The 24,344-nt window shown below is 73.9% G+C and carries 18 protein-coding genes and 1 tRNA gene; 8 read left to right on the top strand and 11 right to left on the bottom strand.

Going from position 1 to position 24,344, the window contains the following annotated elements; genetic code table 11:
- Positions 1–141: 141 nt before the first annotated feature.
- Positions 142–1,824 (bottom strand): ricin-type beta-trefoil lectin domain protein, encoded by a 1,683-nt coding sequence (locus ABZW32_RS17235; protein WP_356216567.1) that lies wholly within the window; start codon positions 1,822–1,824, stop codon positions 142–144.
- Between the two features lie 193 nt (positions 1,825–2,017).
- On the opposite strand from ABZW32_RS17235, the gene ABZW32_RS17230 reads away from it, so the two are divergent.
- Positions 2,018–2,659, top strand: a complete 642-nt coding sequence (locus ABZW32_RS17230; RefSeq protein ID WP_356216564.1) for a TetR/AcrR family transcriptional regulator C-terminal domain-containing protein — start codon at positions 2,018–2,020, stop codon at positions 2,657–2,659.
- A 14-nt stretch (positions 2,660–2,673) separates the two neighbouring features.
- Positions 2,674–3,594: a serine/threonine dehydratase gene (locus ABZW32_RS17225; RefSeq protein ID WP_356216561.1), complete on the top strand. Its 921-nt coding sequence runs from the start codon at positions 2,674–2,676 to the stop codon at positions 3,592–3,594.
- A gap of 19 nt (positions 3,595–3,613) precedes the next feature.
- Here the strand turns inward: ABZW32_RS17225 and ABZW32_RS17220 are convergent, their stop codons facing one another.
- A complete protein-coding gene (locus ABZW32_RS17220) occupies positions 3,614–4,066 on the bottom strand; it encodes a universal stress protein (protein WP_356216558.1) in 453 nt (150 codons plus the stop codon).
- Positions 4,067–4,256: 190 nt separating this feature from the next.
- On the opposite strand from ABZW32_RS17220, the gene ABZW32_RS17215 reads away from it, so the two are divergent.
- On the top strand, positions 4,257–4,613 hold the full coding sequence (locus tag ABZW32_RS17215; RefSeq protein ID WP_356216556.1) for a hypothetical protein: 357 nt from the start codon (positions 4,257–4,259) through the stop codon (positions 4,611–4,613).
- Between the two features lie 16 nt (positions 4,614–4,629).
- Here ABZW32_RS17215 and ABZW32_RS17210 read toward each other — a convergent pair whose 3' ends face one another.
- From ABZW32_RS17210 to ABZW32_RS17175, 8 genes are all read right to left on the bottom strand, one after another.
- The gene (locus ABZW32_RS17210; protein WP_356216554.1) at positions 4,630–4,854 is read right to left on the bottom strand and encodes a hypothetical protein; all 225 of its coding nucleotides are present in this window, start codon (positions 4,852–4,854) and stop codon (positions 4,630–4,632) included.
- Positions 4,851–6,755 (bottom strand): peroxidase family protein, encoded by a 1,905-nt coding sequence (locus ABZW32_RS17205; protein ID WP_356216551.1) that lies wholly within the window; start codon positions 6,753–6,755, stop codon positions 4,851–4,853. The genes ABZW32_RS17210 and ABZW32_RS17205 overlap by 4 nt, the downstream gene beginning before the upstream one ends.
- 8 nt (positions 6,756–6,763) lie before the next feature.
- Complete coding sequence (locus ABZW32_RS17200) at positions 6,764–8,134, bottom strand: hypothetical protein (protein ID WP_356216549.1); 1,371 nt, start codon at positions 8,132–8,134, stop codon at positions 6,764–6,766.
- 62 nt (positions 8,135–8,196) lie between these two features.
- On the bottom strand, positions 8,197–9,603 hold the full coding sequence (locus tag ABZW32_RS17195) for a cytochrome P450 (protein WP_356216546.1): 1,407 nt from the start codon (positions 9,601–9,603) through the stop codon (positions 8,197–8,199).
- Positions 9,600–11,012, bottom strand: coding sequence for an FAD-linked oxidase C-terminal domain-containing protein (locus ABZW32_RS17190; protein ID WP_356216543.1), 1,413 nt, complete (start codon positions 11,010–11,012; stop codon positions 9,600–9,602). Before ABZW32_RS17190 ends, ABZW32_RS17195 begins: the two co-directional genes overlap by 4 nt.
- Positions 11,013–11,075: 63 nt before the next feature.
- On the bottom strand, positions 11,076–12,686 hold the full coding sequence (gene mdlC, locus ABZW32_RS17185; protein WP_356216540.1) for a benzoylformate decarboxylase: 1,611 nt from the start codon (positions 12,684–12,686) through the stop codon (positions 11,076–11,078).
- A 289-nt stretch (positions 12,687–12,975) separates the two neighbouring features.
- The gene (locus tag ABZW32_RS17180; protein WP_356216538.1) at positions 12,976–15,288 is read right to left on the bottom strand and encodes a hypothetical protein; all 2,313 of its coding nucleotides are present in this window, start codon (positions 15,286–15,288) and stop codon (positions 12,976–12,978) included.
- Positions 15,288–15,362: transfer RNA gene (locus ABZW32_RS17175), tRNA-Ala, on the bottom strand. The genes ABZW32_RS17180 and ABZW32_RS17175 overlap by 1 nt, the downstream gene beginning before the upstream one ends.
- Before the next feature lie 412 nt (positions 15,363–15,774).
- Here ABZW32_RS17175 and ABZW32_RS17170 point away from each other — a divergent pair.
- The 5 genes from ABZW32_RS17170 (at position 15,775) to ABZW32_RS17150 (ending at position 22,876) form a co-directional block, all read left to right on the top strand.
- Positions 15,775–17,106 carry a sugar ABC transporter substrate-binding protein gene (locus tag ABZW32_RS17170; RefSeq protein WP_356216535.1) on the top strand — a complete coding sequence of 444 codons (1,332 nt, stop codon included), beginning with the start codon at positions 15,775–15,777 and terminating at the stop codon, positions 17,104–17,106.
- Positions 17,107–17,183: 77 nt separating this feature from the next.
- Positions 17,184–18,005: a sugar ABC transporter permease gene (locus tag ABZW32_RS17165; protein ID WP_356216575.1), complete on the top strand. Its 822-nt coding sequence runs from the start codon at positions 17,184–17,186 to the stop codon at positions 18,003–18,005.
- Positions 18,002–18,853, top strand: a complete 852-nt coding sequence (locus ABZW32_RS17160; protein ID WP_356216532.1) for a carbohydrate ABC transporter permease — start codon at positions 18,002–18,004, stop codon at positions 18,851–18,853. The genes ABZW32_RS17165 and ABZW32_RS17160 overlap by 4 nt, the downstream gene beginning before the upstream one ends.
- A gap of 108 nt (positions 18,854–18,961) precedes the next feature.
- Positions 18,962–21,991 carry a glycoside hydrolase family 38 C-terminal domain-containing protein gene (locus tag ABZW32_RS17155; RefSeq protein WP_356216529.1) on the top strand — a complete coding sequence of 1,010 codons (3,030 nt, stop codon included), beginning with the start codon at positions 18,962–18,964 and terminating at the stop codon, positions 21,989–21,991.
- A 9-nt stretch (positions 21,992–22,000) separates the two neighbouring features.
- Positions 22,001–22,876, top strand: coding sequence for a GNAT family N-acetyltransferase (locus ABZW32_RS17150; protein WP_356216526.1), 876 nt, complete (start codon positions 22,001–22,003; stop codon positions 22,874–22,876).
- On the opposite strand, the gene ABZW32_RS17145 is transcribed toward ABZW32_RS17150, so the two are convergent.
- Positions 22,839–24,314, bottom strand: coding sequence for an alpha/beta fold hydrolase (locus tag ABZW32_RS17145; RefSeq protein ID WP_356216524.1), 1,476 nt, complete (start codon positions 24,312–24,314; stop codon positions 22,839–22,841). The genes ABZW32_RS17150 and ABZW32_RS17145 overlap by 38 nt on opposite strands.
- Between the last annotated feature and the right edge of the window lie 30 nt (positions 24,315–24,344).

The raw sequence follows: 24,344 nt of genomic DNA, 5'->3' as shown, positions 1-24,344 counted from the left end.
TCCGGCACCGTGGCCCCGCACACCGCCGCCCCGGGTGCGGCTCCCGTGCCGGCGAGGGCCAGCAGTACGAGGGCCAGCACCGGCAGCGCCGGGCGTGGACCGCGCCGGGCGCGGGGCGGCGGCTTCGTCATCGGGGTCCCGTCAGACCGGCAGCGACCAGGCCTGGTCGGCCCGGTGGTCACCGCAGGGGGCCAGCCGCAGCCGCTCGGCCGGGGTGCCCGGGGTCGCGGGTGCGGCCGGGGCGGTCAGGCACAGGCCGCTCGTCTCCTCGACCAGGGCCCCGTCGCGCCGGTGGTGCCAGCTCTGCCCCGCCTGGCGCCCGGGGGCGCAGTCGGTGAGCTCCACGGCCGCGTCCCCGCCCGCCGTCAGGCACTTCCCGTCCAGCCGCACCCGTCCGCCGCCGCCCAGGGTCCAGCGCTGGTCGCCTCCGGCGGTGCACCCGGCCAGGACGACGGCGCCGACGCCGCTGGTGTTGGCCCCGTCGGCGCACGCGGCCCCGAGACCGTTGAGCTGACCGGTGGGCACGGCCTCGGCGCAACCGCGCGGGGTGAGCCGCCAGACCGCCGTGTCGTGTGCGGCGAGCCGCCCGGTCAGGGCGTCGGAGACCGCGGTGGTCCGCCCGCTCCACAGGTCTTCGGCGTCCACCGCGCAGGCCCGCAGCCCGATGTCGGCCAGCGGTACCGAGACGTCCCGGGTGGCGCCGGAGCGGTTGAGCACGGCCACCGCGCGGTCGCCGTCCGCCAGCGGCCGGACCAGTACGTCGAAGGTGGCATTGGAGGAGACGACCGAGCCCTGCCTGCCCATCGGGTCCTGGTCGAGGGCGATCAGGCGGGTGTTGCCGAGGGCCGCCAGGCCGCCCGGGGTCAGTTCGGAGACCTCCGAGGACAGGATGAAGGGGGCCGCCATCATCGCCCACAGCCCGACCTGGCTGCGGCTCTCCGCGTCGGTCAGCCCCGGGGCGCCGGCGATCAGGAAGTCGGGGTCGTTCCAGTTGCCGGGGCCCGCGTACCGGCCGAGCCACCGGTTGTAGCCGTAGTTGCCGAGGACGGAGCTCCACCGCGAGGTGTCGGGGGCGGACGGCTTGTAGACCTTGATGTCGCGGCCCTCGCGCCACAGCTGGCCGGTCTCGCCGACCCAGTCGAGCACCTTGTGCCAGTCGGAGCCGCCCCATTCGCCCTGCTGGAAGTAGGCGGGCGCGGAGGCCGAGAGCACCATCGGGCGGCCGCTGTCGCGCAGCGCCCGGGCCACGGAGTTGTAGGCGTCGCGGTAGGCCTCCTCCTTGGTCCTGCCGGGCGGCACCCACAGGTTGCAGCCGTCCATCTTCACGTAGTCCACGTTCCAGGACGCGAACTGCCGGGCGTCGCGGGCGTAGTGGTCCGCGCCGCCGCCCTCGGGGGCGCCGCTGCCGGGGTAGCGCTCGCAGGTGAGGGATCCGGCGTCCTCGTAGATGCCGAACTTCAGCCCCTTGCCGTGCAGGTACGTGCCGAGCCAGGCCATGCCGTGCGGGAACTTCGCGGTGTCGACTACCAGGTTCCCCTGCGCGTCGCGGCTCTTCTCCATCCAGCAGTCGTCGACGGTCACCGTGTCGTAGCCCTTGGCCGCGAGCCCGCTGGAGACCAGCGCGTCCGCGTTGGCGACCACGGTGGCCTCGTCGACGTCGCACATGTAGTGCGCCCAGTTGTTCCACCCCATGGGCGGGGTGAGGGCGAGCGGGGTGTCCCAGGTCGCCGTCGGCTCGGCCGCCGCCGGGGCGGGGCAGAGCGCGAGGGTGAGCAGGGCGGCCGCGGTCAGGCAGGGGAGCGAGGCGCGCAGGCGAGGCGGCACGGGGTCTCCTTGACGTGGTGGCGTACCGGCGGGGGCGTTCGTGCGCCCAGTGCAGCGGTGCGACTACCCGCTGTCAACATAAGTCGATGTTTCCACGTCAATGACCAGCAATATGGGTGCAGTCGGGAGTGTGGCCGGGGCCCGCCGACCGGCTGATACGACGTATGTGACAGCGGCTGATACGCTGTATCTCATGCCGAGGACATCCACCGCCCTGGACCGGGCCACGCCGGAGGCCATCGCCCTCACCGCCCTGCGCGTCCTCGACGAGGAAGGCCCCGGGGCCCTCAGCTTCCGCGCCCTCGCCGACCGGCTCGGCGTCTCCCACGCCACCGTCCAGCGCCGCTGCGTCGACCTCGCCGGTCTGCTCGACCTGTGCACCGAACACCTCGCCGCCCAGCTTCCCGAGATCCCCGCGGGTACGGACTGGGCCGAGGCCACCGAGCGGCGGTTCGGCGCGTTCTACCGGCTGCTCACCGCCCACCCCGGACTCCTCGTGCTGCGCGGCGGCCGGCCCTGGCTCGGCCGTCAGCTGCTGGCCCGCCTCGTCGAACCCGCCCTCGCCGACAGCGTCGCCGCCGGGATGAGCGCCGCCGAGGCGATGACCGTCTACCGCCGCATGTACCTGCTCACCCTGGGCAGCGCCGCCTTCGTCGACCACCGCGACCCGGGTGCCGTCACCGCCGCCTCGCGCGCCGCGCTCGCCGCGCTGGATCCCGCCGAGTTCCCGGTGCTGGCCGGCGGGCTGGCCGACGTACTGCCCCCGCTGACCGACCACGAGGTGTACTACGGCGCCCTGCGCCAGCTCATCGAGGCCGCCCGGCCCGTCGTCTGAAAGGCAGTCCGACCATGGAACAGCAGCTCGACCACGCCGCCGTCCGCGCCGCCGCCCGCCGGGTGGCGGGGACGATCCGACCCGCCGCCGTCGTGCCCGCCGCCGAAGGGGTCTGGTACGCCCTGGAGTACCTCCAGCACACCGGCTCCTTCAAGGCCCGCGGCGCCCACAACTTCCTCGCGGCCCACCGCGAGGCCGGCGCCCTGCCCGCCGCCGGGGTCACCATCGCCTCCGGCGGCAACGCGGGCCTCGCCTGCGCCTGGGCGGCCCGCGCGCACGGCGTCCCCGCCACCGTCTTCCTCCCCGCCAACGCCCCGCGCGTCAAGGTGGAACGGCTGCGCGGCTACGGCGCCGACGTACGGCTCGTCGGGGACCGCTACGCCGAAGCGCTGGCCGCCTGCCGCGAGTTCGCCGCCGACAGCGGAGCCCTGAGCAGCCACGCCTATGACCATCCCCTCGTGGCCGCGGGCGCCGGAACCCTGCTGGAGGAGATCCGGACCGCCCTGCCCGGCCTGGACGCCGTCGTCGTCGCGGTCGGCGGCGGCGGTCTGTTCGCGGGCGTCGCCACCGCCGCCCGCGCCCACGGCGTACGGGTGGTCGCGGCCGAGCCGGAGCACTGCCGCGCCCTGAACGCCGCCCTGGAGGCGGGCCGCCCCGTCGACGTCCCCGTGGCCTCCGTGGCCGCCGACTCCCTCGGAGCCACCCGGGTCTCCGCCGACGCCCTGGCCGCCGCCCGCGCCGGGAACGCCACCTCGGTCCTGGTCCCTGACGAGGCGATCACCGCCGCCCGCCGGGCCCTGTGGGAGGAGCACCGCATCGTGGTCGAGGCCGGCGCGGCCACCGCCCTCGCGGCCCTGCGCACCGCGGAGCGGCCCCTGGGCGAGCGCGTCGCCGTCGTCCTGTGCGGTGCCAACACCGACCCCGCCGACCTCTGACCGATCAGGCGACCGGACCCTACGGGGCCTCCTGCCCGTCGCGGACGACGACCACCGTGCTCGCGGCGTACTGGACGACCTGCTGGCTCACCGAGCCCAGCAGGGCGCCCTTGATCCCGCCGTACCCGCGCGTGCCGACCACCGTCAGCGCCGCCTCCCGGGAGGCCTCCACCAGGACCTGGGCCGGCGGGCCCTGTTCGACCCGGCGGAAGACCGGGACGCCGGGCGAGGCACCGACCGCCTCGGCGACGGTGTCCGCCAGCCGCTGCCGCGCCCCCTCCTCGGCGGACACCAGTTCCGCCTGTTCCGCTGTGCCCACCGCGAACGGGTTGGTGTTCCACTGCCAGCCCATGACGGCGTGCACCCGGCTCCCGGTCGCCCTCGCCTGGCCCACCGCCCAGCGCAGGGCCTCCTTCGAGTGGGCCGAACCGTCCACGCCGACGACGATCAGGGGCTCGATGGTCTCACTCACAGTGGGTTCCTCTCGGTTCGTCCGGATCGTCCTTCCCTCCCTGTATACACGGACGGGGGTACCCGACCTCGAACGACGATCGTCGCGGCGGCCGAAGACTTTGGGGGACAGCGGGCACGTCCCGCCCGCTGCGAAGGTCGTCACGACGGCGGGAACGCGCCGGAACGCGACGGCACGGAGGAAACGGGCGATGGCTCAGCGCAAGGGATGTCTGATCGGCTGCGGTGTGGCGCTGGTGGTGGGGATCGGATTCGCCGCAGCGCTCCTCTTCGGCGTCTCCAAGGTCATGGACGTGGCCGACAAGACCCTGGTCGACCCGAAGGTCTTCGCGGAGGTCAAGGTCGGCGACCCGGAGGACCAGGTGCGCGGCAAGCTGCCCTCCGGTGAGAGCTTCGTCAAGGAGGCGCTCAAGGAGGGCGGTCCGGCCGAGCCCGCGGGCAGCACCTGCGCCTGGTACGTCTCCACCGGCGACAGCGGCAAGGACGTGCTGCGCTTCTGCTTCAAGGACGGGAAGCTCGCGGACAAGGCCGAGTACCGCATGAAGTAGGCCCCTTGGCGGGGCGTCACCCACCTCCCGGACGGCCGTCCAGCCGGGAGGCCGAGCGGGCCAGCCCCGCGGCGGCCGTGTCGCAGCGCAGGGCCAGCTCGTCCACGCGGGCCCGGAAGGCGTCCGCCTGCGCGCCCCTCCAGTCGAGGCGCTCGCAGGCGCCGCGCAGCCGCCGGGCGCGTTCGCGCAGCGTGGCGGCGTGGGCGCGCAGCCCCTGCGCCGGGTCGGGCAGCCCGCTCACGCCTGCTCCTTCCAGGGCGCGAAGGCGTTCGTCACCCCGGCCAGCGCGGGCGCCAGTTCGGGGTGGTGCCGCAGCAGCACCGTGACCATCGAGTTCCGGTCGATCCAGCGCAGCCCCTCCGGCGTGTACACCTCCGGCCGGTAGTCGGTGGTGAAGAAGCGGTCGCTCTTCAGCCGCCGGCTGGCCATCAGGATGAAGATCCGGAAGAGGGTGTCGCTGAACCCGAAGCCCGCCGGGCGGGGTTCGGCGAGGTTCCCGACGAGGGTGTCGACCCGGTCGAGCCGGCCGTCGTAGAGCTCCCGCAGCAGCGGGGTGTCGCCCGGGTGGCCGCCGGTGAGTTCCTCGAAGGAGGTGACGGGCCGCTTGCGCAGCATCCGCCGGTAGGCGTTGTAGCGGGGGATGCCGCGCTCGCGGTCGCGCAGGATGTCCACGGTCCCGAGGTCGACGTGCTCGCCCGACAGGCGCCTGAGGTTGCGCAGCGCGTCCGGGTGGTTGTGCAGGACCAGGGCGCCGGGGTGCGTGACGCCGAAGGTGTAGAGCAGGTCGCTCGTCCCGTAGGCGTCGACCGAGTCCCGGGTCGTGGCCCCCTGCATGTCGTCGAAGCCGATGACATCACGCTTCTCGCCGCGCCGGTGGTCGCGGACGGTGATCTCGTCGGGGATCAGGGGGTGCAGCCGGTACGCCGAGACGAACTCCTCCGTCATGGAGAAGGGCGCGGCGTGGTGGTCGGTCCGCGAACCGAGGATGCCGCTCAGGGCCTCGCCGCCGATCCGGCCGAACCGGCGCGTCACCCAACGCGGCAGCAGGCCGTGCCAGTTGGCGTTCATCGAGTGCCGCAGTACCGGGGTGTCGAGGATCCCCGGGGTCCACTCCACCGTGTGGATCTTCGCCATGAGGGCCGTGTTGACCAGCCGGGCCGTGTGGAAGAGCCGCTCGTCGTCCCAGGTGGGGTGGTGCGAACGGATCAGGTCGCAGATGGAGTTGTGCTCCTTCGCGAAGAGCGTGTGCAGCAGCGAGAGCCCGGCCCAGTAGTCGCTGTTCAGGCCCGTGGCGTCCAGGCAGCCCAGGCCCGGCCGCGGGTCGGCGGGCAGCCGGCCGTCGTGGAGGATCAGGTGCCCGTGCTCCCCGGTGCGCAGCGAACGGCAGCGGGCCTCGTCCGAGCCGTAGATCTGCGAACCGTCCCACCAGTGGGTGACCGTGTTCTCGTACGTCGGCGGGGCGCCGGGCGTGGTGTGCGAGACCGGGTCGGGACGGGTGCGGTTCACCCGCATCGGGCAGCCGCCGGCCTGCTCCTCCCAGTCGTCGTCGGCGGCGAGCGGGACGGTGAACGGCTCCGCCTCCTCGTTGTCGCCGTGGTTGGCCCAGCCGTGGTTCTGGAACTGGATCCACGCCGCGGCCAGCAGGTTCAGCGTCGGCGCCGGCACGAAGCCGCGCCGGGCCAGCAGCTGCCGGCTGACCTCGCGGGGGCTCGGCGCCATCAGGTCCTCCCCGTCGGGGAAGGCCATGTGCAGCGGCGCGTTGCGGTCCAGCCGGGTGCCGGCCCGGCCCATGTCCACGTCGTACGGGTCGTAGCCCGAGCCGTCGTACGAGCGGTACGGCGCCGGCTGCGCGGTGGGGCGCCGGTCGCGCTCGCCGCCCGCGCCGAAGGTGTCGTGCAGGTTGTGCCGGCGCAGGTCCTCGCGGAGTACCGCCAGGTTCAACAGGCCCAGCGGCGCCGGTAGTTCGTACCACTCGTAGCTGCGGTTGACCAGGGAGAACGCGGCGGACTCCAGCCGTTCCAGAACCCCGGGCGGCCCCGGGGGCGGGAGCGTCGGGTGCGGCCCGCCGTCCGTGTTTCCGTTCCGCCCCGGGGGCGCGGGGGGAGCTGTCTGCTCGGTGGTCCGGGGGGTGGTCTCGGTCATCGCGGTCCTCAGCGGTCGTGGAGGGTGAACAGGTGCGTGCCGGTGACCCGGCCGCGGAACGGGGCGAGTTCGGAGTCGACGTGCGCCCGCGCGTGCGGGACGTCGTGTTCGAGGTTGTGTGCGTACCGCTCGGCGGCGTGGCACAGCGGGAAGGCGTGGGTGTCGTCGGCCCAGGTGAACTCGGTGAACCCGGAGGGCGGCGCGTACGGGGAGACCGCCGAACGCCCTTCCAGGCTGGGCACGATGTCGTGCTCGTTGACCAGGGACACCACCCGCGTCCGCGGATCGGCGGCCCGCTTGTGGTCGACGGGCGAACCGATCGCGATCACGTGCGTGACCGTGTACAGGGCGTTGAAGTCCCGGCTCGACGCCAGGTTCATGGCGGTGATCCCGCCCTGGCTGTGGCCCACCAGGGCCACCTCCGTACCGGAGGGGACCAGCCGGCGCAGCGCCTTGACGACCGCCCGGGTGTACGGGGTCTCGCGGCTGCCCACCGCGTCGATGGCGCCCACCAGGTCCTGTGGGCTCTCCGCGTTGAACGCCTTGCCCATGCCCGCCAGTTGCACGACGTGGCGGCCCACGCCGTCCGGCCCGGCCACCTGCTGCACCAGTAGCAGGCCGCCGGTCCCGATGCGCCCGATGTTGCGGACGTAGCCCACGATGGTGCCGGAGGTGTCGAGGTCCGCCAGCAGTTCGGCCGACGCGGTGTGCGGTTCGGCCCGTCCCGCGCCCCGGTCCAGCACCGACCAGAGCGCCGCGCTGATCCCCAGGAAGCAGTCCGAGGTCAGGGGGCGGCCGGTGGCGATCTGCCAGCCCGCGTTGTCGTTGAAGGGGTTCTCGTCGGTCAGCGCGTTCCAGGCCATGATGTCGGCGAAGGACGGTGCCAGCAGCGCCAGTGCGTACTCGGCGCCCTTCTCCGTCAGCAGCGTCTTGAACACCCGGACCGCCTCGGCCTGGCGGTCCTCGTCGATGGCGCGCAGCACCCTGGAGGTGGTCGGGTTCTCCAGCAGTTCCGGGTGGCGCACCGACGCCGCCCGGATCCGGGCCTTGAGCCCCTCGACGGCCAGGCTCACCGCCAGGCTTTCCCTGCTGGTCAGTACGCCGGCCAGCCAGAGCGCCCCGGCCAGCGGGTGACGGCCGTGCGGGGCCCAGCCGAAGCCCCGGGGGTCCGTCAGCGCGGACACCAGCTCCCGCCGGTTGCCACGACGGCGGCGGGGGCGGGGGCCGGCCGTGGCCGGCGCCGGACGCGGGGCCAGGGCGACGCGGGAGGCGTACCGGGCGGCCTCCCGCACGGCGTCGGCGGCCTCGGCCAGCTCGGCGCAGACCGCGTGCAGCGAGGCGACGTCCGGTTCGGTGACGGACGGGACGGCTGGGGGCATGGCACTCCCTCTCTGGGGCCCGGTGCGCCCGCGGGCGTCCGGGCCCCGGCTCACGGGTCGGTTCAGCGGCGGGTGAGGCGCAGGCGGAGGGCGGCCGTGTCGAGGATCCCCGGCAGCGGGCGGGCCACGTCGAGGGCCGGGCGGGCCGCGGTGATGCGGTGGCCGCGCAGCACCTCGGCACAGACCAGGGAGGTCAGCAGCAGGGCGACGTGCTCGCCCGGACAGCGGGCCCCGCCGTGGCTGAACGGGGCCACCCGGGTGTCCCCGTGCACGTCCGGCACCAGCCAGCGGCCGGGTGCGAAGAGGTTCCCGCCGTCGACCTGTCCGGGGTCGCGCTGGTGGAAGCCCATCGGGACGAGGACGTTGGTCCCGGCCGGGTAGCGCACCCCGCGCCACTCGGTCTCGGTACGGGTGACCCGTACCAGGTCCGGGACGATCGGGTACAGCCGGACCGACTCCTCCAGACAGGCCCGCAGCCGCGGCAGCCCCTCCGCGGAGGCCACCGCGTCGGCGTGCGCCGCCTCCTGCTCCGCGGGGTGGTGCGCCAGCAGGAACAGGGTGCGCAGCACCACCGGTGCGGCCAGGTCCACGCCGAGCAGCCAGTGGTGGGTCTGCCCGAGCGGGTCCGTGCCGTCCGGGGAGGGCTCGCCCAGCGCGCGGGCCGCCAGGGTGTGGGCGGGCGCGGAGGCCGCGTACCGGGCGATCCTGTCCTCGACCTCGGCGTAGAGCGCCTTCGCCGCCTCCGGGCGCCTGCGGCCCATCCAGTTGGCGTGCCCGCGCAGGGTCACGAGCCGGTCGGACAGCTCCTGGTCCTCGGCGGCCTGGTCGCCGAGGACCACCCGCCGGGAGATGCGGGTCATGGTCTTCCAGAACAGCGGGAACCCGACGACGCTCCGCTCGGTCAGCCGCCGGCACTCCTCCTCGACGACCGTACGGAACTCCTCGCAGGAGGGGTGCACCGGCCGGTCGGCGGCGAGCGCCCGGTCGTTGACCCGCCTGCGGTCCTCGCGCACCGGGCCGTGCGAGCAGATCACGCCGGTCGGCTCGAACACCGAGAGGCTGTCGTACTTGTCCTTCGCGTCCATGGCGAGCGTGGACACCGGCTCCTCGAAGAACCGCCGGACGTCGGCCTGGTCCAGCAGCACCAGCATCTCGCCGGACAGCGCCCGCACCATGACGGGCGCCCCGCGGTGCCGGGCCCGCAGGGCGCGCAGCGTCGCGTTGGACCAGGCGGGCTGGTTGACGCGGGAGTACAGGGACATCACCCCGAACCGGGGGTTGGCCACGCCCCGGACGAACACGGGCAGGGTGTGCGTCGCGACGAAGCGGACGGTCTCCGCCAGCCCCGCCCGGACGGGGGGCAGCGGGGCGGGCGCCGGACGCGCGGCGGACCCGGTCCCGGCGCCCCGGGGGGCTCCGGAGGGGCGGCGCCCGGCGGCTCCGGTCCCGGTCTCGGCGGACTGGGTCATGCGGTGACCACCTTTCCGGGGTTGAGGAGGTTCCGCGGGTCGAAGAGCCGCTTGAGGCCCCGCTGCAACTCCAGGGACACGGGACCCAGTTCGCGCTCCAGCCAGTCCCGCTTCAGGGTGCCGACGCCGTGTTCCCCGGTGGTGGTGCCCCCCAGGGCCAGACCGGCCTCCATGATGTCGTCGTACGCCGACCGGGCCCGGGCCGACTCGTCCGGGTCGGACTCGTCGAAGACCACGGTGGGGTGCAGGTTCCCGTCCCCCGCGTGGCCGAGGGTGAAGATCTGCAGCCGGTGGTGCGAGGCGATCCGCTCGATCTGCCCGACCAGCTCCGGCAGCGCGGACCGGGGTACCGCCACGTCCTCGATGAACGCGGTCAGCCCACCGCCCCGGGAGGCCATGTACGCGGCGAGCGCCGGACTGACCAGCCGGCGCGCCTCGATGATCTCCCGGGCCTCCTCGGCGGTCGCGGCGGCGGCGATGTGATCGGCCCCGGCCTCCTTGCAGAGCGACTCCATGGCGGTCAGGTCGGCCGAGGGGTCGGTGCTGTCGCTCTCCACGATCAGCGTGGCGGCGCTCCCGGTGCGCAGGAGCCGGTGGCGGCCGAGGTCCACGACGGCCTCCGTGGTGGCCCGGTCGAGGAGTTCCAGCGCGGACGGGGTGTGCCCGGCGGCGGTGATCGCGGCGACGGCCTCGCCGGCCGCCTTGAGGGAGGGGAACTGCGCGAGGAGGGAGAGAGCCGGCGGCCGGGCGGGCCGCAGAGCGAGGGTGGCCCCGACGACCACGGCCAGGGTGCCCTCGGAGCCGACGACCAGCCGGGTGAGGTCGTAGCCGGCGACGCCCTTGACGGTGTCCCGGCCCGTGCGCAGCCGGCGGCCGTCGGGGAGGACCAGGTCCAGGCCGAGGACGTAGTCGGCGGTGACCCCGTACTTCACGCAGCAGATGCCGCCCGCGCCGGTGGCGATGTTCCCGCCGATGGTGCAGTGCTCCCAGGAGGCGGGGTCCGGCGGGTACGTCAGCCCGTGCCCGGCGACGGCGTCGGCCAGGCGGCGCGTGGTCACCCCCGGTTCGCAGCGCACCAGCCGGTTGGCCGGGTCGACGGACAGGATCCGGTCCAGCGCGGCCGTGGACAGCACGATGCAGCCGTCGACCGCGTTGGCGGCGCCCGCGAGCCCGGTCCGGGCGCCCTGCGGCACCACCGGCACGCCGAGCGCGTAGGAGGTGCGCATGACGTGCGCGACCTGCTCGGCGGTCCGGGGGACGGCCACGACGGCCGGGGTCCCGCATGCGGAGAAGGGTGCGGAGTCCCGGGAGTGCGCCGCCAGCACCGCCGGGTCGGTGAGCAGGGCCTCGTCGGGGAGCTCGGAGCGGAGCGCGGACAGCAGGAGGGGCGTGTCGGTGGTGGGGGGCATGCCGGCCTTCCGGGACGGTGCGGGGTGACTGCCTGGTGACTGCGGGGGCCTCGGAGCCCGGGACTACATCGAGGGGAGTTCGGTGGCGACGGGCACGTCGATGAGCACCGGGCCGTCCTGCTGGAGGGCCGACTCCCGTACGAGCTTGGTGAGTTCCCCCGCGCCGGTCGCCCGGTGGGCCGGTACGCCGTACCCCGTGGCGATCGAGGTGATGTCCAGGCCCGGGATCTCCAGGCCGGGCGCGCCCTGGGCCCGCTCGACCTGGGCGAACCACTGGAGGATGGCGTAGCGCTGGTTGCTCAGGACGACGAAGGTCACCGGGATCCGGTAGGCGGCCGCGGTCCACAGAGCCTGGACGGCGTAGTGGGTCGAGCCGTCGCCGATGACGCAGACCACCGGCCGGTCGGGGGCGCCGAGCTGCGCTCCGACGGCCGCGGCGAGACCGAAGCCCAGGCCGCCGCCCGCGGTGAAGAGGAAGGAACCGGGGGTGCTGATCCGGGTCGCGTCGTGGAACTGGCCCAGGTTGGACGGCGATTCGTTGATCCAGAGGGTGTTTTCGGGGGCACCCTGGGCGATCGCCGACATCGCGGCGAGCGGGGTCAGCACCCCGTCGGTCTCCGCGTAGGAGACGGCCCGCTCGATGCGCGGCGCGGCCTCGGGGGCCCGCCGCTCCGGCAGCTCCGCCAGCAGTGCCCGTACGGTCAGCGCCAGGTCGGCGACCAGCGCGTCACCGACGGGGGCGCGGGCCGCCTCCTCGGCGTCGCGGGTGAGCTGGACCAGCTCGGTGCCCTCGGGCAGGTGGGCGCCGGGGACGTACGGGTAGTAGCAGAACACCGGAGCGCCGATGACGAGGACCAGGTCGTGGCCCTCCAGGCAGCGCGCGAGCGGCGCGATGGCGGGCGGCAGCGTCCCCCGGTAGTGGGGGTGGGACTTGGGGAACGCGCACCGGCCCTCGGTGGGCGCCGACCACACGGGCAGTCCGGTGCGGTCGGCCAGGTCCACGACCGCCTCCCAGGCCCCGCCCGCGTCCACGTCGTTGCCGACGACCAGGACGGCGCTGCGGGCGCCCGCCAGGCGGGCGGCCAGCTCCCGTACCGCCTCGGCGGACGGTACGGCCGCGTGGGTGACGGTGCGGGCGGCGGTCCGCTGCGCGGCCCGGTCCTCGGCCTCGTCGATCACCACGTCGAAGTCGTCCATCGGCAGCGAGACGAACACCGGCCCCCGCGGCGGGGTTTCGGCGATCTGGACCGCGCGGGCGAGGGCCGGAGCCACGTCCGCCGGGCGCGGCGGCTCGTACGCCCACTTGACGGCGGGCTGGGGCAGCAGGGTGGACTGCGGATTGGCCAGCAGGGCCTCCATGGTGAGCATCGCGCGCACCTGCTGGCCGGCGGTCACCACCATCGGGGTCCGGTTCGCGCGGGCGTTCAGGATCGCGCCCATCGCGTTGCCCGTCCCCGGGCCGGTGTGCAGGTTGACCAGGGCGGTGGTGCCGGAGGCGAGGGCGAAGCCGTCGGCCATCCCCACCACGACGGCCTCCTGCAGGCCCAGTACGTAGCGGAAGTCGTCGGGGAAGTGCTTGAGCATGGGCAGTTCGGTGGAGCCCGGGTTCCCGAACACCGTGGTCATCCCGCGGGTGCGCAGGACGTCCAGGACCGACTCGCGGACCGTACGCATGGGGTTCCTCAGCAGGGCAGACGGAAGCAGTGGGTGATCAATGCATCACATTGCGTTGATCAAGGCAAAACCCATGATCCGTTCGGGGCGGCCGTGGAGAACCCCCTGCCGGCCGCCCGCTCCGCGTGTTACCGCCCGCCCGGGCAGGCCGTCCCCCGGGACGGCGGACGCGTCGACCACCCGGACGGTGGACGCCCGCGTACGCGGGGTTGACCGTCCGGGCGTCGCGGAGGTTGCGTCTCCCGCCGGACGGGAGTTGACCCCGGCCGTCGCCCCCGCGGGGAACCGGCTACCCCGGCAGCCTGCTGCCCCGCATCCAGTGCCGGCCGGTGCTCCACCCCAGCAGCCGGCGGGCCCGGCCGGCGTCGGCGGTGCCGTCCGCGCCGAAGGAACCGCCGTCGGCGACCAGCCGGAGCCCGGCGAGGGCCGGGGCCAGCAGGGTCCGTACGTGCCCGGAACGGCGCGCGGTCTCCGCCTCCGTCCAGGCCAGGACCGCCTCCCGCTCCGCCGCTTCGCACAGCGAGAGGTGGAACAGCATCTGCCGCCACGCGTACGCCGCGTCCTTGATCGTGGACATCGGGCGCGGGTCGCCCTCCACCCGGGCCAGCAGCCGGCACACCGTCCCGAAGCAGTCCCGCGCCAGGTGCGACCAGCCGGGCGGCGGCGCGATCCGGGCCCGCGCGGCCAGGGTGGCCAGGTTGTGCGTGGTCAGGATCTGGGCCTGCTCGATCACGGTGCCGTTCGCCGCCGTGGACCAGCCCGGCGTTCCGGTACCCGCCCGCTGCGCGCACAACGCGGCGAACTCCGGCGCGGAGCGGGCCGGGTGGCCGCGCAGCGCGCTTTCGGCGGCCTGCGCGACCGCCATCCGGCGCACCGCCGCGTAGTCGATGCCGTAGTAGCGCGCGTACAGGCTCCCTTCGAGGAGGTCGGCGGCGATCCGCGCGGCGACGAGGAACTTCGGGCTGAAGGTCCCCGTGAAGATGTCGGCGGCGAGCTCCTCCACGAACGGCGCGCCCAGCTCCGCCCGCCGCGAAAGCTCGCCCAGCTCCCGCACCAGCGGATTGGGCAGCACGGTGGCCGGGAAGGCGCACACGGCCAGTTCGCCGAGCCGGCGCAGCGCCTCGCGGGCCGGCTCCCCGTCGGCCGCCCCGTCGCGGAGGTGGCCGGAAACGGCCCGGACCCAGGGGAGTTCCCCGATCCGCACCTGGTGTTCCAGATTGAGCAGCAGCAGGGAGCGCCGGCGCCGGAAGGCGCGGTACGTGGCCGCCATCAGGGTCCGCAGCGGCGCGTCGGCGTACCGTTCGGCGGTGACCGCGGCGACGAGCTGCGGCACCAGCGAGGCCAGCACCTCGGCGGACGGCACCACCCCGCGCTCCACGAGCACCTCCAGCGGGGCGCTCAGCGCGCCGCGGACGGTGGCGGCGACGGCCGGCGGCACCACCGCGCCCTCGGGCAGCCCGGTCTCACGCGCTTCGCGCCCGCTCACGGGAGCCACCGCCGCCTCCACGTCCGGGATGCCGCGGTCCTCGTCGAGCGGGGCGATCCGCCGCAGCACCAGCGCGGCCAGCGCGTGGTGCGGGGGCAGCGCCGCGTGCTCGGCCCGGGCCCGGCGCAGCCGGGTGTGCCCGGGGGAGCCGGGTACGCCGCGCTTGGCGACCATCGAGGTGACGGCGACCCGCAGCAGCCCGGCCAGTCGGGGCGCGAGGGCGCGGCCCGCGAGCTCCTCGGCCAGGGCGCGGCGCAGGATCGCCGCGTTCGACTTCGGATTCAGGTGCTTGGTGCAGCGGGTGTGCGCGGCGGCGAGGGTGGCGTACCGGGCCAGCAGCGCGGCCCCCTCGGCGCGCCACCCCGGGGGAGGCGCGTCCGGCCCGGCCACCGCCAGCCGGTGCGCGAGCAGTTCGTCCTCGAACGGCCGCCACACGGACAGGGCCTCGCGCTGCGCCTCCACCCCCGGGTGGGGCCGCCGGCGGGCCAGCGCGGCGGCGGCCTCGCCCGCGGTGCGGCGGTGCAGGCAGTCGACGCCCGGCGCCGGCCGGTCGGCGGGTCGCGGGGCGAACCGCAGCCGATCGGCGAACGGGCCTATCTCCGCCACGAGTTCGGCGGCGGAGTCGAACCGGCCGGCGCGCACCAGCCACGCCACCGTCGCCAGTGCCGCCTCCTCGGGCGCGTGCACCTCGAAGCGGCCGCTGTCGAGCAGGGACCACAGCTCGCGCAGGCCGTCCTCGGTGAGGTGGTGGGCGAAGAGGGCTGACCGGGTCGCCGGTACGCCGGCCCGCCGGGCGGTCTCCTCCTCGTGGGGCAGCAGCGGCCCGCCCGCAGCGGCCGAGCCGGTCGCGAAGCCTCCGGTGACCACTTCCGGGGTGACCCAGGCGGGCAGCGTGGCGACGGGGGTCCGCGATCCGATGGACAGGGTGCCCCCTGCCATGCCGGACAGGACGTCCCGCCACTGGCGGGCACGGGCCCCGGCCCGCTCGCGGGTGGCCGCGTCCTCGTGGGTGAGCGAGGTCCGCAGGGCCCTGGCGAGCCGGTCCGCCGCGTAGGACGGGGAAGCGGAGACGGACGGGGACGGGGGCGGGAGCTGCTGGTCAGCGTGTGCGTTCATGGCCGGCGTGGCAGGTTCCGCCCCTGCGCCCTCCGGGAAGCAAGCCCGGTGCTCTGCTGCTGAGCTACACGCCGTGATCAGGCCACGAACCTAGGCGGTGGGCGGGGTCCGCACAAGGCATTTCCTGCGGGGCGCCGGGCGGACGGGCCGTACCCGCGGGTAAAGGGGTTTCGCGAGCCCGGGGATAAAGCGCATTAGTACCGGCCGGGGACAACCGTCGATAAGGAGTCAAACGTTGACGCACAATCATGTCCGTTGCCGAAGTGATGTGTTCGCTCGGGGCCTTTGAACTAAAGCGCATCAGTCCAGGTCGATGTGGTGCTCAGGGAAGGTCTGAGGGTATCGCCGAGGCCGCCTGTCTCGTTTCGGGACGTATGTGCCGTCGGCCAGCGGGCTTTCGGGCTCGTTGACGGGGTCTCGGTTTCCGGACAGCGTGGGCGGAGCGTTCCGGCAGCGAGGCCGGAACTCCCCCGGAAGGCGGCGACGATGACTCGTTCACAGCTGACCCGTACGGCCCTCGCCACGCTGGTGGCCGGTTCCCTCCTCTCCCTCTCCGCCTGCGGCCTCGGCGGAGCGGGGGACACGAAGGAGGCGGAGAAGACCGGCAGGGTGGCCGGGGAGATCACCTTCCGCACCCTCCAGCTCAAGCCGGTGTACACCGGATACGTCCAGGGGGTCATCGACTCCTTCGAGCGGAAGTACCCGGACGTCAAGGTGAAGTGGGAGGACGTCCCGGGCGACGGCTACAACGAGAAGCTCGTCGCCGACGCCCAGGCCGGAGCCCTCCCCGACGTGGTCAACCTCTCCACGGACTCCTTCCAGCTGCTCGGCGACCGCGGCATGCTCGCCGACGTCGCCACGCTCGACGCGGCCGTCGCCAAGGACTACGTCCCCGGCGCCTGGGAGCAGTTCAGACTCCCCGGCAAGGGCGACGGCGTGTACGCCTACCCCTGGTACGTGACCCCCGAGATCCTCACCTACAACCAGGACCTCTTCCGCGAGGCGGGCCTCGACGCGGACAAACCCCCCACCACCGTCGAGCAGTTCTTCGACTACGCCGAGCAGATCGCCGCCCGCTCCGGCGGCCGGTACTCCGCCTTCATGGCCGACCCCAAGGGCCGGCTGCCCGGGGACTGGCAGAAGATGGGCGTCCCGCTCCTGAACGCCTCACGGGACCGCTTCACCTTCGACACCGACAAGGCCGTCGCGTGGGCGGAGCGGATGAAGGACCTCTACGCCAAGGGCGCCATGCCCAAGGAGTCCCTCCTGAAGGCCGACGACATCAACCAGCTCTACGGCGGCGGCAAGCTGGTCTTCGGCCCCGGCTCCCCGGGCTTCGTCAAGGACATCAGGCTCAACGCCCCCCAGGTCTACGCCCGGACCCGCGTCGCGGGCGCGGTCACCGGCACCCTCGGCCACATCGGCATCTACGCCCAGTCCCTCGGCATCAGGAAGGACACCCGGCACCCGGACGCCGCCGCCGAGTTCGCCAAGTGGGTGACCAACGGCCCCAACCAGGTGGAGTTCTCCAAGAAGGCCACGATCTACCCCTCCAACGCCAAGGGCCTGGCCGACCCGTACTTCTCCGACGCGGGCGACGGCAAGGACGCCGAGACCCTCGCCCGCGCGATCGGCGCCCGGCAGCTCGCCACCGCCGACCTGGACGCGAACACGCCCGTCGAGTGGACCAGTCAGGTCGGCGACGCGGTGGCGCGCGAGATGCAGAAGGCCGTCAAGGGGGAGGAGGACGCCCGGACGGCGGTGCGCAGGGCACAGGAGGAGGCCAACCGGCTGCTGGCCGCGACGGTGCGGAAGTGACCCCGGCCGGGGCAGACACGGGACTGCCCCACCGCAGGTGGTGGACCCCCTACCTCTTCCTCGCCCCCGGGCTGCTGATGGTGGTCCTCTTCAGCCTGTGGCCCTTCGTCAACACCGTCGTCCTCTCCTTCACCGACGCCCAGATCCTGCGCGGCGGCTCCTTCGTCGGCTTCGGCAACTACACCCGCGCCCTGGCCGACCCCGACTTCTGGGTGGCCACCGGCAACAGCGTGCTCTACCTGGTCGTCGTCGTGCCCTGTCTGGTCCTGCTGCCGCTGGCCCTCGCGGTCCTCGTCCGCACCGAGGTCCCCGGCATCGGCTTCTTCCGCTCTGCCTTCTACACCCCGGTGATCGCCTCGGCCGTCGTCGTCGGCCTGATCTGGCAGTGGGTGCTGCGCAGCGACGGGCTCGTCAACACGGTCTTCGAGCGGATCGGCGTGATCTCCGGGCCGATCCCCTTCCTCACCGACAGCACCATGCTGCTGGTCTCCGCGATGATCGTGACGGTGTGGAAGGGCCTCGGCTACTACATGGTGTTCTACCTGGCGGCTCTCGGGAACGTTCCCCCCGCCCTCTACGAGGCGGCCGCCCTCGACGGCGCCGGACCCGTACGCCGCTTCTTCAGCATCACCGTCCCGCAGGTGAAACCGATGATGCTGCTGGTCGGCACCCTCTCCGCCATCTCGGCCCTGCGCGTCTTCACCGAGATCTACATCCTGGGCGGCGAGAGCGGCGGCCCCGGCGGCGGGTCCCGCACCCTGCCCTTCCTCATCCGGCAGGTCGGCCTCGGCTTCTCCGGGGAGACCGGCTACGCCAGTGCCCTCTCGATCCTGCTGTTCCTGCTGACACTGGTCTTCAGCCTGCTGGGACGCCGCCTGTCGAAGGGGGACGAGGAATGAGCGCGGACGCCCCCTCCCGGGAGGCCCGCAGGCGCCGGCTGCTCGGGCTCGCCGCCCGGTACGCGACGCTGCTGCTGATGCTCACGGTCGTCCTCGGGCCGATCGTCTGGCAGTTCCTGACCTCGCTCCGGGGCCGCACCGAGAACGTCTACGACGGAGTGCTGCCCTCCCGGCCCACCCTCGACAACTACCTCCGCGTCGCCGAGTCCTTCCCGCTGCTCCGGTACGTGGGCAACACCCTCACGGTGGCACTCCTCGCGATCACCTCGAACATGCTCTTCGCGGCGATGGGCGGCTACGCCCTTTCGCGGGCCGGGTGGAGGGGCCGCGAGGCGGTCTTCACCCTCCTGGTGGCCACCCTGATGTTCCCCTTCGAGTCCGTCATGATCTCGATGTTCCTCACGGTCCGCGAGATGGGCCTGGTCGACACCCTGATCGGGGTCTGGCTCCCCGGCGCGGTCTCGGTCCTCAACATCATGATCATGCGCGCGGCCTTCCTGGCCGTCCCCAGGGAGATCGAGGAAGCCGCGGTCCTGGACGGGGCGGGCGAGTGGACCCGTTTCACCCGGGTCTTCCTCCCGGCCGCCAAGGGGTCCCTCGCCGTCGTCTGCATCACCAGCTTCATGGGGGCCTGGGACGACTTCCTCTGGCCGCTGCTGGTCCTCACCGACAGCGAGCACTACACCCTCCAGCTCGGCCTGAAGACCCTCGCCGGCGCCACGACCACCAGCGACCAGCGGATCATCGCGGCCGGAGCGATGGCCGCGTTCCTCCCGATGATGCTGCTCTTCTTCGCCCTCCAGCGTTTCTTCTTCAAGGGGGTGGGCGAGGGAGCGGTCAAGACCTGACCCGTCCGGGTTCCCTGGACCACCCGGGCCACCGGGCGGCCGAGGTCACCCGGTCCGCCCGTTCGCCGTCCCGCGCCGTCCGACCCTCCGTCCACGGGAGCCGCCGTCATGCACGACGACCGCAACATCACCGAACACCGCCTCCGCCGGGTCCTGCACGAACGCATCAAGCCCGCCGTCCGCACCCGCCCGGTCCCGCTCACCGTCGAGCGCTGGGAGGCCCCGGGCGAACCCGTCCCCGTCGCAGAGGCGCTGGCCGCCCCCTACCGGCCCTGCGCCGCCGGCGACGCGTGGGGCCCGGCCTGGGGCACCACCTGGTTCAGGGTCACCGGCTCCGTACCGGCCGACTGGGCGGGCCGTACGGTCGAGGCCGTCCTCGACCTCGGCTTCGACCGGATGATGCCGGGCTTCCAGTGCGAGGGGCTGGTCCACCGCGCCGACGGGAGCGAGGTCAAGGCGCTCAACCCGTACAACGACTGGGTACGGGTGGCCGACGCGGCGGCCGGTGGCGAACGCGTCGAGTGGTACGTCGAGGCCGCCTCCAACCCGGTCCTGGTCGACCACGCCCCCACGTACGAGGGCGACCGGCTGACCAGCGGCGAGCAGCCCCTGTACCGGATCGCCCGGATGGACCTCGCCGTCTTCGAGACCGAGGTCTGGGAACTCGTACAGGACCTCGAAGTCCTGTACGACCTGATGACCCAGCTCGACGGGTCCGACGCCCGCCGCCACTCGATCCTGCGGGCCCTCGACTCCGCGCTGGACGCGGTGGACCTCGACGACGTCCCCGGCACGGCCGCAGCCGCCCGCTCCCGCCTCACCGCGGTGCTCGCCGCCCCCGCGAACGCCTCCGCGCACCGGATCAGCGCGGTCGGCCACGCCCACATCGACTCGGCTTGGCTGTGGCCGCTGCGCGAGACGGTGCGCAAGGTGTCGCGGACCGCGTCCAACATGGTCGCCCTGATGGACGAGCACCCCGAGTTCGTCTTCGCCATGTCGCAGGCCCAGCAGCTCGACTGGATCAAGACCCACCGGCCCCAGCTCTTCGAACGGGTCAAGAAGAAGATCGCGGACGGGCAGTTCGTGCCGGTGGGCGGCATGTGGGTGGAGTCCGACACCAACATGGTCGGCGGCGAGGCCATGGCCCGCCAGTTCCTCTACGGAAAGAAGTTCTTCCTCGACGAGTTCGGCATCGAGACGCGCAACGTCTGGCTGCCCGACTCCTTCGGCTACACCGCCGCCCTGCCGCAGATCGTCAAACTCTCCGGCTCCCGCTGGTTCCTGACCCAGAAGATCTCCTGGTCGCAGGTCAACGCCTTCCCCCACCACACCTTCTGGTGGGAGGGCATCGACGGCACCCGCGTCTTCACCCACTTCCCGCCCGTCGACACCTACAACAGCGACCTCGGCGGCGCCCAGCTCGCGCACGCCGCCCGCAACTACCGCGAGAAGGGCCGGGGCTCGCGCTCGCTCGCCCCCTTCGGCTGGGGAGACGGCGGTGGCGGCCCCACCCGCGAGCACCTGGCCCGGGCCCGCCGCCAGCGCGACCTCGAAGGTTCCCCGCGCGTGGAGATGGAACGCCCCGACGCCTTCTTCGAGAAGGCCCACGCCGAGTACGCGGACGCGCCCGTCTGGGCCGGCGAGCTGTACCTGGAGCTGCACCGCGGCACGTACACCTCCCAGGCCAAGACCAAACAGGGCAACCGGCACAGCGAATCCCTGCTCCGCGAGGCCGAGTTGTGGGCCGCCACGGCCGCCGTGCGCGTGCCCGGCTCCGGCTACCCGTACGAGGACCTGGAGCGCCTGTGGAAGACCGTCCTGCTCCACCAGTTCCACGACATCCTGCCCGGCTCCTCCATCGCCTGGGTCCACCGCGAGGCGCGCGCGACGTACGCGAAGGTACGGGAGGAACTGCACGGGATCGTCCTGGCCGCGCAGCTGGCCCTGGCCGGGGAGGGTGTCGCCGAGCTGGTCTTCAACTGCGCCCCGCACGCCCGGCGCGGCATCCCGGCGGGCGGCGCGGGCGTGCCGCTCCGCGAGGGGCGGCCGGTCACCGTGGAGGAGCGGCCCGACGGCGGACACGTCCTGGCCAACGGGCGGCTGCGGGTGCGGATCGACGGGCGCGGGCTGATCGTGTCCGCGTACGACCTGGAGGCGGACCGCGAGGCGGTGGCCCCCGGAGGGGCGGCGAACCTGCTCCAGATCCACCCCGACTTCCCGAACATGTGGGACGCGTGGGACATCGACGCCTTCTACCGCAACAGCGTCACCGACCTCGTGGAGGTGGACGCGCCGCCGCTGGCGGAAGCCGGACCGGACGCGGTGACGGTCCGCGTCCGCCGGTCCTTCGGCCGCTCGTCGGTGGTCCAGTCGGTCACCCTGCGGGCCGGGACCAAGACGGTGGACATGGTGACGGAGGTGGACTGGCACGAGACGGAGAAGTTCCTCAAGGCGGCCTTCCCCCTGGACGTGAAGGCCGAACGGTCCGCCTCCGAGACCCAGTTCGGGCACGTGTACCGGGCGACCCACACCAACACCTCCTGGGAGGCCGCCAAGTTCGAGATCTGCGCGCACCGGTGGATCCACGTGGCGGAGCCGGGATGGGGCGCCGCCGTCCTCAACGACTCCACGTACGGCCACGACGTGACGCGCGACGTGCGGCCGGACGGCGGACAGACCACCACGGTCCGCCTCTCCCTCCTGCGGGCCCCGCGCTATCCGGACCCGGAGACCGATCAGGGCGTCCACACCCTGCGCTTCTCGCTGGCGCCGGGCGCGCGGATCGAGGACGCGGTGCGCGAGGGGCACGCGCTGAACCTGCCGGAGCGGGTGGTCCCCGGCGCGGGCCCGGTCGCCCCGTTGATCACGGTGGACGAGGACGCGGTGGTCGTCGAGGCGGTCAAGCTGGCCGAGGACCGCAGCGGCGACGTGATCGTCCGCCTCTACGAATCCCGTGGCGGCCGCGCCACCGCCACCCTCACGCCGGCCTTCCCGATCACGGCGGCGGTCGAGAGCGACCTCCTCGAACGCCCCCTGGACGGCGCGGCGGTGGCCGCGCCGGCCCCCGAAGGAACCATCGTCCTCACCCTGCGCCCGTTCCAGATCGTCACGGTCCGCCTGTGCCGCCCCCGTGAGTAGGCTGTTCCGATGAACGGGATAGAGATCGTCCCTGACCGGGACGTGTGGCGCGCCGACTTCGAGGCCCGGGCGCTGGCCGGCTACCGGGCCGCAGGATGCTCGGAGCCGCTGGCCCGGGCCCTGCTGGAGCGGGCGGAGCGGGGGATCGAGGACTGGACGGTGGCCACGGACGGCACCGGCTGGATCGCGGTCGAGCTGGTCGGCGGCGACAGCGACGGGGACGGCGGGGGAACCGGGGCGACCGTCGGCCGGATCCACGACCTGACGGCGGCGCGGGGGCGGCCGTGGGCCGAGCGGTGGTGCGCCGAGCGCGGCGCGGAGCGGGTGGAGGTGCGCCTCACGGACGGTCCGGGAGCGTTCGCCGACTACCCCCTGCGGGGGCGGAACATGATGCGAGCGGCGGCCGAGCGGCCCGAGCTGCCGGCGGGCCTGACGGTCCGCCCGCTCACCGAGGAGGAGTACCCGGGCTGGTTGGCCGGCGAGCAGGCCGCGTACGTCGCGGACATCGTCCGGTCCGGCGCGCTGACCCCGCAGCAGGCGAGGGCGAAGTCCGACGAGGACTTCGCCCGCTACCTCCCTCAGGGTCACCGGACCCCGGGCCAGGCCTTCTACGCCATGGAGGCCGAGGGGAAGGTGATCGGCACGGGCTGGGTGAACCACGGTTTCCTGCCGGGCGTGACCTTCGGCTTCTCGCTGGAGGTCTACGAGGAGTTCCGCGGCCGGGGCTACGGCCGGGCCGCGATGGCCGTCGGCGAGTGGGCCACCCGGCAGGGCGGCGACGAGGCGATGATGCTCAACGTCTTCGGCGGCAACGAGGTCGCGATGCGGCTGTACGACAGCGCCGGCTTCACGGTGCTGGAGGAGTTCCGCTCGATCGACCTGTAGCGCCTGCGGCGGTACCCGCCGCGGCCCTCCAGATGTCCGGGCCGTGGCGGTGGTTGCGGTGTCCGGCGGCCAGTACGGTGCGCAGCGGCGCCGCGTGCGTGGTGTCGGCCGGGAGTCCGAGCCGGTCGAGGAGGACGAGCGCCTCGGCCGGGTCGAGGTCCCCGTAGAGGTCGTGGTAGCCGAGCAGGAGGGCGCGGAAGACCGCGTGCCGCAGCCCGGGGACGCCGGCGGCGGCCCGGAGGGTGGGGGCCTTGGCGCCCCAGGGGACCGGGCCGGAGTTCTCCAGGACCCGGCGGGCCCGGCGCAGCAGGGGCTCCGGGGCCCCGGGCACCAGCCGCTCGCGGTCTTCGCCGAGGACCTCGGCGAAGGCCTCCGCCGAGGTCGTGTGGTCCTCGAACCAGGTGTACCAGAGCGAGGAGAGGAGGGCCTCGCAATCCGGGCGGGCCTCCAGCCGCCGCCGGTAGCCGCCCCACAGGGCCTCCGCCGGGAGCGGGCCGTCGGCGCCGGTGTGGGCCCGGTGGATCTGCCCGGTCACCAGGACGTGGTCGCCGAGCACCTCCATCAGCCCCATGGCCACGCGCAGCCGGCCGGCCGCGTCGAGCGCCCCGTCGGTGAACGCCATGCAGCCGAGGCCCTCCGCGACATCGGCACGGGTCAGCGTGGCGGCCGGGGGATCGGCGTCGTACCAGGTCTCCTCGCCGGTCTGGGTGATGCCGTCCTCGGCCAGCCAGCGCCGGGCCGTTTCGGCGTCCGGGAGGTCCCTGAGGAACTCCGTGACCACCGAGGTGAATTCGCGGGGTGCCGCGCTGTGGACCAGGTGTCCCACCGGGATGGTGCGCAGGCGGGCGTCGGGGATGCGGCGGACCAGTTCGGCGATGTTCTCCCGCGGTACGTGGCTCGTCGGGCCGCCCGCCACGACCAGGGTCGGGGCGGTGATCCGCCCCAGGCCCGCCAGCCAGGCGGGGTCCGGCCGGTCGAGCTGGGCCCGGACCGCGAGCACCATCTCCCGGTCGAAGGGCAGCTCCCCCTCGGGGAGGACCGGCGGGCGCGGCTCCCGGGGCAGCGGGGCGGGGGCGTCCTCCAGGACCAGCCGGACCACCCGCCAGGGCCGCGCCTGGGCGACCAGGTGGGCCACGACCCCGCCCATGGAGTGGCCGATGAGGTCCACCCGGTCCAGGCCGAGGGCGTCGAGGAGGCCGATGACGTCGTCCCGCATGAGCTCCAGGGAGTAGGCGCCGGGCCGGTCGCTGAGGCCGTGGCCGCGCAGGTCCACGGCGTACACCCGGCGCTCCCGGTCGAGGACCTCCCGTACGGGGGACCAGTCGCCCGCGGCTTCGCCGAGGGCGGGCAGCAGGAGCAGCGGGTCGCCGTCGGGAGGGCCGGACACCTCGTAGGACAGGCGTATCCCGTTCACCGTCACGGTGTGCCGATCGATCATCCGGCAGACGCTACCCGGGCCGGGGCCGCC

Source organism: Streptomyces sp. NPDC004667 (assembly GCF_040609475.1).
In the GTDB taxonomy this organism is placed as follows: Bacteria; Actinomycetota; Actinomycetes; order Streptomycetales; family Streptomycetaceae; genus Streptomyces.
This window is presented reverse-complemented; position numbering and strand designations above follow the sequence as displayed.

Coding starts and splice junctions, on each gene's coding strand:
- ABZW32_RS17190 (WP_356216543.1), bottom strand. CDS start 11,012: ATGCCCCCCACCACCGACACGCCCCTCCTGCTGTCCGCGCTCCGCTCC.
- mdlC (WP_356216540.1), bottom strand. CDS start 12,686: ATGCGTACGGTCCGCGAGTCGGTCCTGGACGTCCTGCGCACCCGCGGG.
- ABZW32_RS17180 (WP_356216538.1), bottom strand. CDS start 15,288: ATGAACGCACACGCTGACCAGCAGCTCCCGCCCCCGTCCCCGTCCGTC.
- ABZW32_RS17195 (WP_356216546.1), bottom strand. CDS start 9,603: ATGACCCAGTCCGCCGAGACCGGGACCGGAGCCGCCGGGCGCCGCCCC.
- ABZW32_RS17145 (WP_356216524.1), bottom strand. CDS start 24,314: ATGATCGATCGGCACACCGTGACGGTGAACGGGATACGCCTGTCCTAC.
- ABZW32_RS17225 (WP_356216561.1), top strand. CDS start 2,674: ATGGAACAGCAGCTCGACCACGCCGCCGTCCGCGCCGCCGCCCGCCGG.
- ABZW32_RS17170 (WP_356216535.1), top strand. CDS start 15,775: ATGACTCGTTCACAGCTGACCCGTACGGCCCTCGCCACGCTGGTGGCC.
- ABZW32_RS17205 (WP_356216551.1), bottom strand. CDS start 6,755: ATGACCGAGACCACCCCCCGGACCACCGAGCAGACAGCTCCCCCCGCG.
- ABZW32_RS17230 (WP_356216564.1), top strand. CDS start 2,018: ATGCCGAGGACATCCACCGCCCTGGACCGGGCCACGCCGGAGGCCATC.
- ABZW32_RS17155 (WP_356216529.1), top strand. CDS start 18,962: ATGCACGACGACCGCAACATCACCGAACACCGCCTCCGCCGGGTCCTG.
- ABZW32_RS17150 (WP_356216526.1), top strand. CDS start 22,001: ATGAACGGGATAGAGATCGTCCCTGACCGGGACGTGTGGCGCGCCGAC.
- ABZW32_RS17165 (WP_356216575.1), top strand. CDS start 17,184: ATGGTGGTCCTCTTCAGCCTGTGGCCCTTCGTCAACACCGTCGTCCTC.
- ABZW32_RS17200 (WP_356216549.1), bottom strand. CDS start 8,134: ATGCCCCCAGCCGTCCCGTCCGTCACCGAACCGGACGTCGCCTCGCTG.
- ABZW32_RS17215 (WP_356216556.1), top strand. CDS start 4,257: ATGGCTCAGCGCAAGGGATGTCTGATCGGCTGCGGTGTGGCGCTGGTG.
- ABZW32_RS17160 (WP_356216532.1), top strand. CDS start 18,002: ATGAGCGCGGACGCCCCCTCCCGGGAGGCCCGCAGGCGCCGGCTGCTC.